The sequence below is a fragment of the Lacinutrix venerupis genome, assembly GCF_001971745.1.
Lineage (GTDB): Bacteria > Bacteroidota > Bacteroidia > Flavobacteriales > Flavobacteriaceae > Lacinutrix > Lacinutrix venerupis.
Map to the genome: position 1 here is coordinate 1,259,802 of NZ_CP019352.1, position 14,559 is coordinate 1,274,360.

The window sequence follows — 14,559 nt, forward strand, 5'->3', positions numbered from 1 at the left end:
AAACTATTATGCGTTTTCAGGCTTTCTTTTCATTATTAAAGAAATAATAAGTCCAATAATGCTATAAAATATAATGTATCCAATTAAAGATGTAAATACATTTTGAATAGAAAATAAGTTGCCTTGTTTCTCTGAAGCTTCAACTACCATTTCAATAGATTCTTCTGGCTGATTAAAGTTTCTTAACATTTCTACTTGAGATTCTAATGCTATTTCTTTTAATGTTTCTGCAGCTTCTGGGTCAACAAAATTAAAAATTATAAAAGAAATTAAAGAACTAATTACTATACCTATAAGCACTGTTATAAAGTAAGATGTAAAAGCTTCTTTAAAGCTAATAAAACCATTTTGTATTTTTTTAGATTTAATAATTGAAATTACTCCAAAGGTTAATGTTATTACAAAAAGAATAATTCCTAATGTTATACTTGCAAAAAGCTCAAGCTTTAAAGCATAAACTAATATTGTTGCAAGAGCTAATACTCCACCTAAATATAACCCATAATTAGTAGCAGATGATTTTGTTGTAGTTTCCATATTTTTGTGTTTTTTTTGTTGATTATAGTAGTTAGTAGTCAAAGATAAAAAAACGTTACAGAAATAAGTTTAAATTATTTTTAAAAAAATAGTGTAGAATTATAAAAAATGATTAAATTTGCACCTCGAATTTAGAATACAATAAAAGCATTTAGCGATGAAAAAAGATATACATCCAGAAAATTATAGAGTAGTGGCATTTAAAGATATGTCTAACGAAGACGTTTTTTTAACAAAATCTACAGCTAACACAAGCGAAACTTTAGAAGTTGATGGTGTTGAGTACCCATTAGTAAAAATGGAAATCTCTAGAACATCTCACCCTTTTTATACAGGTAAATCTAAATTAATTGATACGGCTGGTCGTATTGACAAGTTTAAAAACAAATACGCTAAATTTAAAAAATAATTTAGCTTACAATATATTTAAAAGCCTTTCATAATTATGAAAGGCTTTTTTGTTTTCGGTATTTAAGCTACTTTTGTTTTAATCTTTAGTTTAAGTTAATGGTAAAGCTTTTAACTTATAATTCTTAAACCTTTCAATTTACTTATGAATTATATTCTTTTTGATGGTCCAGCAAGAAACCAATTGCTACCATTTACGTACACAAGACCAGTTGCAGACATTAGAGTTGGTATTTTAACCATTCGAGAAAAATGGGAAAAGCATTTGCAAACTACTACAACTACAGTTACTGAAGATTATTTGTCTGAAAAATGGCCAATGGTTGAGTTGGAAACAAATGTGATGATTAATTCGTCGTTTTGTCCAACAGAGGCTTTGGTTGAAAAAATTAGAGGTTTAAAGGAAAATCAAGCCATTTTTAAAGATGAAGAAGTTATTGCCTTTTTTACGAAAGAAGGACAAGAAGATATAGATTTGTCTACTTTTGAAGCTATCGAATTTGAAGATGAAACTATAACAATAGAACATACTTGGGATATTTTTTCAAAAAACGCCGAGGCAATTACTCAAGATTTTAAATTAATTACTCAAGATAGAACGTCTCAACCAATTCCAAAATCTAATAATATAATTGGTGCAGAACATATTTTTATAGAAGAAGGTGCTAAGTTAGAATTTACAACACTTAATGCAAATACAGGTCCTATTTATATTGGAAAAAATGCAGAAATTATGGAAGGTTCTGTAGTGCGTGGTCCATTAGCTTTATGTGATAATGCTACCTTAAAATTAGCAACAAAAATATATGGAGCAACAACAGTTGGACCACATAGTAAAGTAGGAGGAGAAGTTAATAATTCAGTTTTGTTTGGCTATTCCAATAAAGGTCATGATGGTTTTTTAGGGAATTCAGTTTTAGGAGAATGGTGTAATTTAGGAGCAGATACTAACAATTCTAATTTAAAAAATAACTATGCAGAAGTAAGACTTTGGGATTATGAAACTGAAGGTTTTGCTAAAACAGGATTGCAGTTTTGTGGATTAATGATGGGAGACCATAGTAAATGTGGTATTAATACTATGTTTAATACGGGAACTGTAGTTGGTGTGAATGCAAATATTTTTGGTAGTGGTTTTCCTAGAAATTTTGTCCCAAGTTATAGTTGGGGAGGAAGTGGAGGCTTTACAACATATTTAACTAAAAAGGCTTTTGAAGTGTGTAAAGTAGTAATGTCTAGAAGAGCATTAGAGTTTACAGATATGGATCAATCTATTTTAGAACATGTTTTTGAAGAGACTAAAAAGTTTAGAAGAGACTAAACTTTAATAGTTGAAAATGAGTATTTAAAGATTTTTTTTGTGCGTATTTTTTTGTTAAAATTAAATTAAAAATTTTATATTCGATATTCCAAATGCGAATATGAAATTTATTTTTAAATATCCATTTAGGTTTACAATTATATATCTTATTTTATATATTCTAGACGCCTTTTTTAAGAATAGCGATGTTTTATACTCTTGTAGGTATGTTTCAAAAATATTGTTAAGCTCAAGTTTGCTTGTGTTTTATCTTTATAATACTAAACAAAAAGACTCTAATAAAAAGAAACTTGTTATTACTGCATTAAGTTTATTTATTTTAGGAGACTTTTTTTTTATAAGAGGTAACGATAATAATATTATACATTTTGTTATTGCAGGAATATTATTTGCTATTGCAAAAATATTTTACTCTATACGGTTTTTAAATAATAAAGATTTTAAAATATCTAAATTAGTTCCATTTTTACTGTTCTGTTTTACTTATATGAGTGTAATTATGTTTCTTGTATATAGTAATTTAGGTGGTTTTTTTATACCATTTCTTATCTATTTATTTGTAGCAATGTTATTGATGCAATTTGCTTTTTTAAGAAAAGAAGAAGTGAATTCTAAAAGTTTTTGGTTAGTAATGGTGGGAGTTGTAGCATTTATGTTTGCAGATAGTATTAATATGCTTAAGATGTTTTATAATCCATTAATAGCATACAATAAACTAACAATAATGTTTTTTTATTGTTTAGCGCAATATCTTATTGTGTTTGGAATTTTAAAAGAAGTAGATAATAAATAATTGTAATACTAAATGTTAAAAGCAATTTTTGAAATTAAAAAATCTTATTTTATAATTGTTTATTTTGCTTTTGTTTTCTTAGACCTTTGGGTAAAACTAAATTTAGAAATTTTTCCGTATAGATATTTTACCAAGCCAATAATAATGATTTTACTAATAATTTTTTATTTAAAAAATCAGAAGTTAAAAAGAGGCAAAAATTATAATTATACATTATTAGCTTTAATATGTTTTACGGTTGCAAGTGTTGCTGTAATTAATCATTTAAACGATATTATGTTTTCTTTAGGCATGTTGTTTTTTATTTTAGGAAAGATATTATTCTGTTTGCGTTTTACTAATTATAGAGACTTTAGTATAGTAAAATTATTTCCTTTTTTTGTGGGATGTTTTATTTTAATGTTTTCTGTTTTTTATCTTATATATAATGGTTTGGGTAAGTTTTTTATACCTGTTTTAATTTACTTTTTTGTTTCTCTTTTATTAAGTTTATTCGCATATCTAAGAAAAAACGATGTAAATAATAAGAGTTATAGAGTTGTAATATTATCTATGATTTTTTTGTTGCTTTCTGAAATTAATATGGGAATAAAAACATATTATACACCTCTTCCATTTGAAGATATATCTGTAATGTTATTTTATGCAATAGGTGTATATTTAATTGTGTATGGTATTTTAATAGAGGTTAAGATAAAAGAAAAATTGGTATAATATAAAAATAGATTTATAGCTAATGAATATTTGCTTTAGAGACTTGTTTTAAATCTAGCATATTTATTGGGTTTATACCTAAGTTTCTTACATCTTGCCTAGTAAACCTAACTACTTCATCATAATACAGAGGAACTATAGGAGCTTCTTGCATAATTAAACTATCTAATTTAGTATACAATATTTCTCTTGCTTTATTGTTAGTCTCTGTAAAAGATTGTGAGTACCAAGTGTCAAAATTTTCATTTTTAAAATGAGTATAATTCGGACCATTTGGTGCAAAATTTTTGCTGTAATATAGTGATAAGTAATTTTGAGCATCCGGATAATCGGCAACCCAACTAGCTCTAAAAAAATCTAATTTACCATTAGCTTTAGCGGTTTTTAAAGTAGAAGCAGGTATAACATCTATATTCACTATAAGTCCTATTTTTTGTAATTCACGTTGTATATATTCACAAAAATTAAGGTAATTGCTAGTTGTAGTTATAGTAATTTCTGGCGTATTATTACCAGTTTCTTTTTTAAATAAATTTATAAGTGTTTTGGCTTTTTCAGGATTAAAAGAATATCCTATTTCTGCATTATAACCTGGTAGACCTTTGGGTATAAAACCACCATTTGCAGGAATGCCAATGCCATTACGTAAATAAGTCATCATTTTTTTTCTATCAAAACCATAATTTACAGCTTTTCTTATGTATTCCGATTGTATTTCAGGAATTTCAGAATCCATATAAAAACCTAAATACTCTGTATTTAGATATGGACCTCGAATCATATTAACAGCAGATTTGTATTTTGATCTTAACTCGCCTTTGCTGGTTAAAATATCATCTTGGTACGAAGCATCTAATGAGTTTAAAAAATCTAAATTACCTTGAATAAACTGTAAAAACTCACTTTGTTTATCTGGCAAAAAAGTAATAGCAATAGCTTCTAAATAAGGCAAACTATTTCCTTTAGAATCTTTTTCAAAATAATTATTATTCTTTCTAAAAACTAACTTAATATTTTCTTCCCAACGTTTAAATTTAAAAGGACCTGTGCCAATTGGGTTTGCTCTAAATTCTGTACCATAATGTTCAACAATTTCTTTTGGTACTACAGAGCAATATTTCATGGTTAATAAACCTAAAAATGCCGGAAATGGTTGTTTTAGTTTAATGTTAAAAGTACTATCATTTTCTGCATAAAAATGCTCTACTTTATTTAAAACCCAACGTCCAGAAGACGCTATTTCTTTGTCAATAAGTCTATTAAAACTATATTCGAAATCTAAAGCTTTTACAGTGCGTGTAGAATCTTTACCAAACAGCTTATGTTTATGAAAATAAACATTATCTCTAAGAGTAAAAGAGTAGGTAAGTGCATCTTTGGAAATAGACCAATTTTTTGCAATACTAGGTTTTACATTTAAGTTGCTATCCATTTGCACTAAACCATTAAATAGCTGATTTACAGCCCAAATATCTGCATTGTCTTTAGCAAAAGCAGGATCTAAAGAACCTATGTTTTTATGTTCATTATATCTAAAAACAAGAGTATTGTCTATGGTGTTATGCTTATTATTACAAGAAAAAAATAAAAAGAAAAGGCAAGTTGCTGTTAAATAGTTAATTAAACTAAAATATTGCTTGTTTTTCAATTTTATCATTTTGTAATTTAATTGTAAATTTGCGTTTCCTTTAAACGAGAGTTAATTGGTAAATATAATGAGATTTCTTTCTGTAAGGAAAAGATAAAACTATAAAATGAATAAAAAAGTCGCATTTTACACTTTAGGCTGCAAGCTTAATTTTTCTGAAACATCTACAATTGCTAGGAGTTTTAAAGATGAAGGATTTGAGCGCGTAGATTTTTCTGAAACCGCAGATATTTATGTAATAAATACTTGCTCTGTAACCGAGAATGCCGATAAACGTTTTAAAACTATAGTTAAGCAAGCTCAAAAAGCAAATCCAGAAGCTTTTGTAGCTGCAGTTGGCTGTTATGCGCAATTAAAACCAGAGGAATTAGCAGATGTTAATGGTGTAGATTTGGTTTTAGGTGCTACAGAAAAATTTAAAATTACAGATTACCTTAACGATCTTACTAAAAATGATTTTGGAGAAGTACATTCTTGCGATATAAATGATGCCGATTTTTATGTAGGTAGCTATTCTATAGGAGATAGAACACGTGCTTTTTTAAAAGTACAAGATGGTTGCGATTATAAATGCACCTATTGTACTATTCCTTTAGCTAGAGGAATTTCGCGAAGCGATGAATTAGCAAATGTTATAAAAAATGCTCAAGAAATTTCAGCAAAAGGTATTAAGGAAATTGTATTAACAGGAGTTAATATTGGTGATTATGGAAAAGGTGAATTTGGTAATAAAAAACACGAGCATACTTTTTTAGAATTAGTTCAAGAATTAGATCAAGTAGAAGGTATCGAGCGATTACGTATCTCGTCTATAGAACCTAATTTATTAAAAAATGAAACAATAGATGTTGTAAGTAAGTCTAGAGCATTTGTACCACATTTTCATATACCATTACAAAGTGGACATAACGATATTTTAAAATTAATGAAACGTCGTTATATGCGAGAACTGTATGTAGATCGTGTAGCAAAAATTAACGAGGTCATGCCTCATGCTTGCATAGGTGTAGATGTTATTGTTGGTTTTCCGGGAGAAACCGAAGAGCATTTTTTAGAAACATATAATTTTTTAAATGCACTTGATATTTCATATTTACACGTGTTTACATATTCCGAAAGAGATAATACGGAAGCTGCAAGTTTTAAAAATGTAGTGCCAAAAAATATAAGAAGTAAGCGTAGTAAAATGTTACGCGGTTTAAGTGCAAAAAAACGCCGTGCTTTTTATGAAAAGCAAATAAACACTTCAAGAAGTGTATTGTTTGAAAGCGAAAACAAAGAAGGTTATATACATGGTTTTACAGAAAATTATGTAAAAGTAAAAGCACCTTGGGATCCATATTTAGTAAATACTATCCATCAAGTAAAGCTTAAAAGTATAGATGATGATGGCTTGGTAAGATTTGAATTTGAAAACATTTTGGTATAAAAAAACCTGAAACGTTAATTTCAGTTTTAATTTTGTTTATCTATAAATTATATTCTTAATCCAACAGGTAGTAATTTTTTATACTGCCTATTACGCCTAATAAACTTAGCAATTTCAGGACTTGTAGGTACAACACTTAGGTTGCGTTCTTCAACATTTTCAAAAACCAATTTTAAAAAATTTCCGGCAAAGTTTTGGTCTGTAACTTCTTCAGGAATAATTAATTTTGTTAAAAATATCTTTCGTTCTTGTAAAGAATATTCAATTTTAGCAAAATCATTCCCGGTTTTTAATTCGAATTGACGTAGAAAATCATTGTCAACTAGTTCAGCAGCATCAGTCATATTATAATAAGTTTAATTTATTGTTAAGGGAGCAAAAATAGTGCCATCTATTTTATAGCTTTACGCATTACAAAAATACGTAAAATTATCCTTAAGTGATTATTAATTACTGTTAAAAGCTTATGAGTCAAGATATAATACATGTTTATTTAATGCCTGGCATGGCGGCTAATCCTTCAATTTTTGATAATATTTCGCTTCCCAAAGATCAGTTTCAATTACATAAACTTACATGGGAAATTCCTATTAAAAATGAAACATTAAGTAATTATGCTTTAAGGATGATTAATAATATTAAACATGAAAATATTGTGCTATTAGGCGTCTCTTTTGGAGGTATTTTAGTGCAAGAGATGAGTAAACATATTAAATTAAGGAAATTGTTTGTAGTCTCTAGTGTAAAAACTAAGCATGAGCTTCCTAATAGATTTAAAATTTTAAAAACAACTAAAGCATATAAGTTATTACCAACACAATTAGCAAGTAACCTCGATTTATTGGCAAAATTTTCGTTTGGAGATTTAATTAAAAAACGTATAGATTTATATAAAAAATATCTTTCTGTTAATGATAAATATTATTTAGATTGGTCTATAGAGCAAGTTATTAATTGGGAGCAAGATAAAGTCATTCCAGAAGCCATTCATATTCATGGAGAAAAAGACAAAGTGTTTCCGCACAATTGCATAACAAATTGTATTACTGTAAAAAATGGAACACATATTATGATAATAGATAAATACAAATGGTTTAACGAAAATTTACCAAAGTTAATTTTAGGTGAAAAAGAATAATTTTTAATTAAATTATTATAAATTTATAAAAAACGAAATGATGATGAAAATTGCACAAAAAGTATTGGCAGGTATTGGTCTTGTATGCTTAGGATTATTATTTATTAATGCTTTACAAGAAGCACCAACAGATGAGAATTTAGAAAAGAAAATTATTAACGATTATAATGTTTATGCCTTACAAGTACCAGATTATTTAGATTTTGCAGGAGAGCGCGTACCTTTAGAAAATCCGGATATATTAGAACGTATGGATAAAGAGTTGTTAGTAAACACCTATTGGCAATCTAATGGCTTGCTAATGTTTAAACGTGCTCAAAAATATTTTCCTATTATAGAACCTATTTTAGCAAAAAACGGTATTCCAGATGATTTTAAATACTTAGCAGTAATAGAAAGCGGATTAACAAATGCGCGTTCTCCTGCTGGAGCAAGTGGATTTTGGCAAATTATGAAAGCTACTGGTAAAGAAAATGGATTAGAAGTAAATAGTAATGTAGATGAGCGTTACAATTTAGAAATGGCAACCCAAGTAGCTTGCGATTATTTAAAAAAATCTAAAGAACGTTTAGGTTCTTGGACAAATGCTGCTGCTGCTTACAATGCCGGAAATTATGGTGTTTCAAGACGATTAGAAGAACAAAAAGTAGATAATTATTACGATTTGCTTTTAGGTGAAGAAACCGGACGTTATGTTTTTAGAATAATAGCTTTAAAAGAGATTTTATCTAATCCTGCAAAATATGGTTTTAACTTTAGAACTAAAGATTTGTATTCTGCGATACCAACATATAAAGTGGCTGTAGATACTGCTGTTACAGATTTTGCTCAGTTTGCAAAGGATATGGGAATTAACTATAAAATATTAAAAATTCATAATCCTTGGTTACGAGAAAACAAACTTAATAATGCGTCTAGAAAACAATATTTTATAGATATACCTGAAAAAGGTTATTATTCTACAACTCCATAAATGATAGAATTTTTAAAAAATAATTGGTTTGTAATAATAATTTCAATTAATTATTTACTTGCAATTTCTGCAGTAATTACAATACTTTTTAGAAATTTAAATCCAACAAAAACACTAACATATATTATTGTGTTAGTGTTTTTTCCTTTTTTAGGACTTTTGGTTTATTATTTATTTGGTCAAGAATATAGAAAGAATAAAATATTTAACCGTAAAAATGTTTTAAATCAAAAAATTATAAAATCTTTAAATGAAGATTTAGAACAAAATAATAAGCAGTTAAAAGAACTACAAGACGATTTTCTTGAAGATAAAATTCGTTTAGCACAATTACTCCAAAAAAGCGATAAAGCACCATTAACAAGATGCAATAGTGTAGAAATTATTAAAAATGGTGAAAATAAGTTTAAACGATTATTTGAGGATATAAAAAAAGCAAAACACCATTTACATATAGAATATTACATTGTTAAAGATGACGATATTGGTACACAGTTATTAAATTTATTATGTGAAAAAGCAAAAGAAGGTCTAGAAGTACGTTTAAGTGTAGATGATGTTGGTGCAAGTATTTCTCGAAAAATGAAACACCAATTAAAAAGCGCAGGTGTCGAGTTTTATTCTTTTATGCCAGTTTTATTTCCAAAATTTACTGGTAGAATGAATTACCGTAACCATAGAAAAATTGCCATAATCGATGGTGCTATAGGTTATGTGGGAGGTATAAATGTTGCAGACGATTATGTAAATAAACCAGGTAAAAAATTATATTGGAGAGATACACATATTCGATTAGAAGGTGAGGCAGTAATAACTTTGCAAGTACAGTTTTTAACCAATTGGCAGTTTGTGTCAGACTCTAAAATAGAAGATCTATCAAAAGAATATTTTCCAAATAAAAAATGTAAAGATACAGTAGCGGTGCAAATTGCTGCTAGTGGTCCAGATACAGATTGGTCTAATATTATGGATGTTATTTTCTTTGCAATTACTACTGCAGACGATTATGTTTATTTAACAACACCTTACTTTATTCCAAACGATGAGATTATTATGGCATTACAAATTGCTTCTCGTAGTGGTATAGATGTTAGACTACTTATTCCAGACGAAAGCGATTCTATTATTGCTAAACATGCTACAAACTCTTATTTACAACGTTTGTTTAACGCAAACATTAAAGTATATCGTTACACAAAAGGATTTATTCATGCAAAAACAATGGTTGTAGATAATGTGTTTTCTACAATAGGAACTTCAAACTTAGATTATAGAAGTTTTAATATCAATTTCGAAATTAACGCTGTTATTTACGATAAAGATAAAAGTAAAGAGTTAAAATCTATTTTTATGGAAGATTTAAAAGATGCAATAGAAATGGATCCTGAAGAATGGAAAAATAGATCTAAAATTCAAAAATTAAAAGAAGCTTATTGTAAGCTTTGGGCGCCATTATTATAAAATAAAAAAAGCTCACAATCGTGAGCTTTTAGTAAAAATATTTTAATAAAACTTATCTGCGCGATGCTCTACGCTGCGCTCTCATAGAGCCACCTTGTCCAAAATGTTGGTTTGGTGCTCCTTGTGCACGTTTCATGTTTGCTTTCATTTCTTTAATTTGCTCTTTTAACATGTTGTTTTTGTCTAGTTTTTGAGCTTCATTAATTAATATAGTAGCTTCTTGTTTTCTTCTTTTAGAAAAAGCTATTCCGGCTAAGTTTAATTTTGCCATTGCCATATCTTGGTCCATACTTAAACCTAAATTTACAGCTTTTTTAAAGTGTTTTTCAGCAAGATTCATATCGGTTTGAGAAACCATAATACCTTGCAGATAATTAAAGTAACCTTGTTGTTTAGTTACTAAGGCTGCTTCTGGATTTTTAATTTTATTAAGCCATTTTTGAGCACCAGGAAAATCTTGTTTACGCAATTTTAAAAAGGCAAGTAAAATAAATTCATTTTTAAAATATAGAAACACAAAAATTAAAGCTAAAAAAATAAGCATGATACCGTTTCCAATACCACCTTCTGTAAACTGCCAAATAGCAGTAGCTAAAATTAAACCTGCAATTATTAATTTAAATACTTTATTATACATTGTTATATATTTATTGTTTTAATAACGCTCTACATATTTCTAGCGTTATTTTTCTGTTTTAAGACTGCAAAGAAACTCAATTTTTCTGAAATATCCTTAGTTAAAAAATGTAATTATACGTTATTATACCCTTATTTTCTTGCAAAAGCCTTTATTTTTGCTAAGAAAACAAATCATAATAAAATATTTTTTAAATAAGGTTTGCTAAATAAAAAAGTCGTTGTATATTTGCGCTCAGTTTTGGGGAATGCTCAAAACAAAAATGAGATAGATTTTACAATTCAGATTTAAAAAAATAAGACAATGCCAAAAAGAACGTTTCAGCCATCGAAAAGAAAGAGAAGAAATAAACATGGTTTTAGAGAAAGAATGGCTTCTGCTAATGGTAGAAAGGTATTAGCTCGTAGAAGAGCAAAAGGAAGAAAGAAATTATCTGTTTCAACTGAAACTAGACATAAAAAATAATGATTAACAATTGTTAATATATTAAAGGCGTTACTTAGGTGTAACGCCTTTTTTTGTATCTAAGTTTTACTATTTTTGCACCACATAATAATTAATAACAATGCCAAAGAACTCTAAATTAAAATCAATACTTATTATTGGCTCAGGTCCTATTATAATTGGACAAGCCTGTGAATTCGACTACTCTGGAACTCAAGCTTTACGCTCGTTAAGAGAAGACGGAATAGAAACTATTTTAATAAATTCTAACCCAGCAACTATCATGACGGATCCTTCAATGGCAGATCATGTATATTTGTTACCTCTTACTACAAAATCTCTAATAGAAATACTTAAAAAGCATCCACAAATTGATGCTGTTTTACCTACTATGGGAGGACAAACTGCTTTAAATTTATGTATTGAAGCAGATGAAAAAGGTATCTGGAAAGATTTTGATGTAGAAATTATTGGTGTTAATATCGATGCCATAAATATTACCGAAGATAGAGAGAAGTTTAGAGAGTTAATGCTTGATATTGGTATTCCTATGGCGCCACAAGCTACAGCAACCTCTTATTTAAAAGGAAAAGAAATTGCTCAAGAATTTGGTTTCCCATTAATTATTAGAGCATCTTTTACTTTAGGTGGAGCAGGAGCTTCTTTTGTATATAAAGAAGAAGATTTTGATGAGCTTTTAACTCGTGGTTTAGAGATTTCTCCAATTCACGAAGTTATGATAGATAAGGCCTTAATTGGCTGGAAAGAATACGAGTTAGAGTTACTTAGAGACTCTAATGATAACGTTGTTATTATTTGTGCCATTGAAAATATGGATCCTATTGGTATTCATACAGGAGACTCAATTACGGTTGCTCCAGCAATAACATTAAGTGATAAAACATACCAAAAAATGCGTGATATGGCTATCCATATGATGCGTAATATTGGAGACTTTGCAGGAGGTTGTAATGTACAATTTGCTGTAAGTCCAGATGAAAAAGAAGACATTATTGCAATCGAGATTAATCCGCGTGTATCACGTTCTTCTGCTTTAGCAAGTAAGGCAACAGGATATCCTATTGCAAAAGTAGCAGCTAAATTAGCATTAGGTTATCATTTAGATGAACTTGAAAACCAAATTACTAAATCTACATCTGCTTTATTCGAGCCAACTTTAGATTACGTAATTGTAAAAATACCACGTTGGAATTTTGATAAGTTTGAAGGATCAGACAGAACTTTAGGTTTACAAATGAAATCTGTTGGAGAAGTAATGGGAATTGGACGAAGTTTCCAAGAGGCCTTACACAAAGCAACACAATCGCTAGAAATTAAGCGTAATGGTTTAGGTGCAGATGGTAAAGGTTATAAAAACTACGACCAGATTATAGATAAATTAACACATGCTAGTTGGGATCGTGTATTTGCTATTTATGATGCCATTCAAATGGGAATTCCATTAAGTCGTATTCATGAAATCACTAAAATTGATATGTGGTTTTTAAAGCAATATGAAGAGTTATACTTTATTGAAAAAGAAATCTCAACCTTTACAATAGATACTATACAAAAAGATTTATTACTAGAAGCAAAGCAAAAAGGTTACGGAGACAGACAAATAGCTCACATGTTAGGCTGTTTAGAAAGTGAAGTATATAATAAACGTGAAGAATTAAATATTAATCGTGTTTATAAACTGGTAGATACCTGTGCAGCAGAGTTTGAAGCAAAAACACCTTATTATTACTCAACATTTGAAAACGATGTTGAAACAGTAGATGGTGTACGTCAAGCAGAAAACGAGAGTATTGTTACAGATAAGAAAAAAGTTATTGTTTTAGGATCTGGTCCAAACCGTATTGGGCAAGGTATCGAGTTCGATTACTGTTGTGTTCATGGTGTATTAGCTGCTGCAGAATGTGGCTACGAAACCATCATGATTAACTGTAATCCAGAAACTGTTTCTACAGATTTTGATACAGCAGATAAATTATATTTTGAACCAGTATTCTGGGAACATATTTACGATATAATTAAGCATGAAAAACCAGAAGGTGTAATAGTACAACTTGGTGGTCAAACCGCTTTAAAATTAGCCGAAAAACTAGAACGTTACGGTGTAAAAATATTAGGTACTAGTTTTGAAGCATTAGATTTGGCCGAAGATAGAGGTCGTTTTTCTACTTTATTAAAAGAATTAGAAATTCCTTATCCAGAATTTGATATTGCTACAACAGCAGACGAAGCTTCTGCAATAGCAGATGTTTTAGATTTTCCAATTCTAGTAAGGCCATCATACGTACTTGGAGGTCAAGGCATGAAAATTGTTATTAATAAAGAAGAACTTGAAAAGCATGTAGTAGACTTATTAAGTCGTATGCCAGGAAACCAACTGTTGTTAGACCATTATTTAGATGGTGCCATTGAAGCTGAAGCAGATGCCATTTGCGATGGAGAAAATGTATACATTATTGGTATTATGGAGCATATTGAACCATGTGGTATTCACTCTGGAGACAGTAACTCTTTATTACCTCCTTTTAACTTAGGAGATTTAGTAATGCAACAAATTAAAGACCATACAAAAAAGATTGCTTTAGCATTAAATACAGTAGGTTTAATAAACATACAATTTGCTGTTAAAGATGATAAGGTTTATATTATTGAAGCCAACCCAAGAGCTTCTAGAACGGTACCTTTTATAGCTAAAGCTTATGGAGAACCTTATGTTAACTTTGCAACTAAAGTAATGTTAGGCGAGAAAAAAATTACTGATTTTAACTTTAATCCAAAGTTAAATGGATATGCAATTAAGCAACCAGTATTCTCTTTTAATAAGTTTCATAATGTAAATAAAAAATTAGGTCCAGAAATGAAAAGTACTGGAGAAAGCATCTTATTTATAGACGATTTAAAAGACGATGAATTCTACAATTTATACTCAAGACGTAAAATGTATTTAAGTAAATAAGCTTATTAAATTTTTTAATTAACTGAAGCACAGGTTTTTATTTTTTAAAACCTGTGCTTTTTTTATTATTTTTTTGTACTTT

14 protein-coding genes are annotated in these 14,559 nt (G+C 28.8%); 10 read left to right on the forward strand and 4 right to left on the reverse strand.

Features of this window, described 5'->3' with window-relative positions; genetic code table 11:
- Positions 1–6: 6 nt before the first annotated feature.
- On the reverse strand, positions 7–537 hold the full coding sequence (locus BWR22_RS05690; protein WP_076734376.1) for a DUF4199 domain-containing protein: 531 nt from the start codon (positions 535–537) through the stop codon (positions 7–9).
- 157 nt (positions 538–694) lie between these two features.
- Here BWR22_RS05690 and BWR22_RS05695 point away from each other — a divergent pair, with 157 nt between their 5' ends.
- The 4 genes from BWR22_RS05695 to BWR22_RS05710 all read left to right on the forward strand — a co-directional run bounded on the left by BWR22_RS05695 (position 695) and on the right by BWR22_RS05710 (position 3,773).
- Positions 695–946: a type B 50S ribosomal protein L31 gene (locus BWR22_RS05695; RefSeq protein ID WP_076732448.1), complete on the forward strand. Its 252-nt coding sequence runs from the start codon at positions 695–697 to the stop codon at positions 944–946.
- A 144-nt stretch (positions 947–1,090) separates the two neighbouring features.
- Positions 1,091–2,266 (forward strand): GlmU family protein, encoded by a 1,176-nt coding sequence (locus BWR22_RS05700; RefSeq protein WP_076732449.1) that lies wholly within the window; start codon positions 1,091–1,093, stop codon positions 2,264–2,266.
- Positions 2,267–2,366: 100 nt separating this feature from the next.
- Complete coding sequence (locus BWR22_RS05705; RefSeq protein ID WP_076732450.1) at positions 2,367–3,059, forward strand: lysoplasmalogenase; 693 nt, start codon at positions 2,367–2,369, stop codon at positions 3,057–3,059.
- A 144-nt stretch (positions 3,060–3,203) separates the two neighbouring features.
- The gene (locus tag BWR22_RS05710; RefSeq protein ID WP_198033396.1) at positions 3,204–3,773 is read left to right on the forward strand and encodes a lysoplasmalogenase family protein; all 570 of its coding nucleotides are present in this window, start codon (positions 3,204–3,206) and stop codon (positions 3,771–3,773) included.
- A gap of 19 nt (positions 3,774–3,792) precedes the next feature.
- Here the strand turns inward: BWR22_RS05710 and BWR22_RS05715 are convergent, their stop codons facing one another.
- Complete coding sequence (locus BWR22_RS05715) at positions 3,793–5,430, reverse strand: ABC transporter substrate-binding protein (protein ID WP_076732452.1); 1,638 nt, start codon at positions 5,428–5,430, stop codon at positions 3,793–3,795.
- 97 nt (positions 5,431–5,527) lie between these two features.
- On the opposite strand from BWR22_RS05715, the gene mtaB reads away from it, so the two are divergent.
- Entirely contained in the window at positions 5,528–6,850 is a 1,323-nt protein-coding gene (mtaB, locus tag BWR22_RS05720) for a tRNA (N(6)-L-threonylcarbamoyladenosine(37)-C(2))-methylthiotransferase MtaB (RefSeq protein ID WP_076732454.1), read from the forward strand.
- Between the two features lie 47 nt (positions 6,851–6,897).
- Here mtaB and BWR22_RS05725 read toward each other — a convergent pair whose 3' ends face one another.
- Complete coding sequence (locus BWR22_RS05725; RefSeq protein ID WP_076732457.1) at positions 6,898–7,194, reverse strand: N-acetyltransferase; 297 nt, start codon at positions 7,192–7,194, stop codon at positions 6,898–6,900.
- A gap of 122 nt (positions 7,195–7,316) precedes the next feature.
- Here BWR22_RS05725 and BWR22_RS05730 point away from each other — a divergent pair, with 122 nt between their 5' ends.
- From BWR22_RS05730 to cls, 3 genes are read left to right on the forward strand one after another with little or no spacing between them, the layout of a single operon-like run.
- Positions 7,317–7,988: an alpha/beta hydrolase family protein gene (locus BWR22_RS05730; RefSeq protein WP_076732460.1), complete on the forward strand. Its 672-nt coding sequence runs from the start codon at positions 7,317–7,319 to the stop codon at positions 7,986–7,988.
- A 43-nt stretch (positions 7,989–8,031) separates the two neighbouring features.
- Positions 8,032–8,961 (forward strand): lytic transglycosylase domain-containing protein, encoded by a 930-nt coding sequence (locus BWR22_RS05735; protein ID WP_076732463.1) that lies wholly within the window; start codon positions 8,032–8,034, stop codon positions 8,959–8,961.
- Complete coding sequence (gene cls, locus BWR22_RS05740) at positions 8,962–10,422, forward strand: cardiolipin synthase (protein WP_076732466.1); 1,461 nt, start codon at positions 8,962–8,964, stop codon at positions 10,420–10,422.
- Positions 10,423–10,474: 52 nt separating this feature from the next.
- On the opposite strand, the gene BWR22_RS05745 is transcribed toward cls, so the two are convergent.
- Positions 10,475–11,059, reverse strand: a complete 585-nt coding sequence (locus BWR22_RS05745) for a hypothetical protein (protein WP_076732469.1) — start codon at positions 11,057–11,059, stop codon at positions 10,475–10,477.
- A gap of 303 nt (positions 11,060–11,362) precedes the next feature.
- Here BWR22_RS05745 and rpmH point away from each other — a divergent pair, with 303 nt between their 5' ends.
- On the forward strand, positions 11,363–11,524 hold the full coding sequence (rpmH, locus tag BWR22_RS05750; protein WP_034059443.1) for a 50S ribosomal protein L34: 162 nt from the start codon (positions 11,363–11,365) through the stop codon (positions 11,522–11,524).
- Between the two features lie 100 nt (positions 11,525–11,624).
- Positions 11,625–14,477 carry a carbamoyl-phosphate synthase large subunit gene (carB, locus tag BWR22_RS05755; RefSeq protein WP_076732471.1) on the forward strand — a complete coding sequence of 951 codons (2,853 nt, stop codon included), beginning with the start codon at positions 11,625–11,627 and terminating at the stop codon, positions 14,475–14,477.
- The last annotated feature ends 82 nt before the right edge of the window (positions 14,478–14,559 follow it).

Bases quoted from the DNA above. Each gene is read 5' to 3' on its own strand.
- BWR22_RS05745 (WP_076732469.1), bottom strand. From the start codon at position 11,059: ATGTATAATAAAGTATTTAAATTAATAATTGCAGGTTTAATTTTAGCT.
- BWR22_RS05700 (WP_076732449.1), top strand. From the start codon at position 1,091: ATGAATTATATTCTTTTTGATGGTCCAGCAAGAAACCAATTGCTACCA.
- BWR22_RS05735 (WP_076732463.1), top strand. From the start codon at position 8,032: ATGAAAATTGCACAAAAAGTATTGGCAGGTATTGGTCTTGTATGCTTA.
- BWR22_RS05730 (WP_076732460.1), top strand. From the start codon at position 7,317: ATGAGTCAAGATATAATACATGTTTATTTAATGCCTGGCATGGCGGCT.
- BWR22_RS05725 (WP_076732457.1), bottom strand. From the start codon at position 7,194: ATGACTGATGCTGCTGAACTAGTTGACAATGATTTTCTACGTCAATTC.
- mtaB (WP_076732454.1), top strand. From the start codon at position 5,528: ATGAATAAAAAAGTCGCATTTTACACTTTAGGCTGCAAGCTTAATTTT.
- carB (WP_076732471.1), top strand. From the start codon at position 11,625: ATGCCAAAGAACTCTAAATTAAAATCAATACTTATTATTGGCTCAGGT.
- cls (WP_076732466.1), top strand. From the start codon at position 8,962: ATGATAGAATTTTTAAAAAATAATTGGTTTGTAATAATAATTTCAATT.
- BWR22_RS05715 (WP_076732452.1), bottom strand. From the start codon at position 5,430: ATGATAAAATTGAAAAACAAGCAATATTTTAGTTTAATTAACTATTTA.
- BWR22_RS05690 (WP_076734376.1), bottom strand. From the start codon at position 537: ATGGAAACTACAACAAAATCATCTGCTACTAATTATGGGTTATATTTA.
- BWR22_RS05695 (WP_076732448.1), top strand. From the start codon at position 695: ATGAAAAAAGATATACATCCAGAAAATTATAGAGTAGTGGCATTTAAA.
- rpmH (WP_034059443.1), top strand. From the start codon at position 11,363: ATGCCAAAAAGAACGTTTCAGCCATCGAAAAGAAAGAGAAGAAATAAA.
- BWR22_RS05705 (WP_076732450.1), top strand. From the start codon at position 2,367: ATGAAATTTATTTTTAAATATCCATTTAGGTTTACAATTATATATCTT.
- BWR22_RS05710 (WP_198033396.1), top strand. From the start codon at position 3,204: ATGATTTTACTAATAATTTTTTATTTAAAAAATCAGAAGTTAAAAAGA.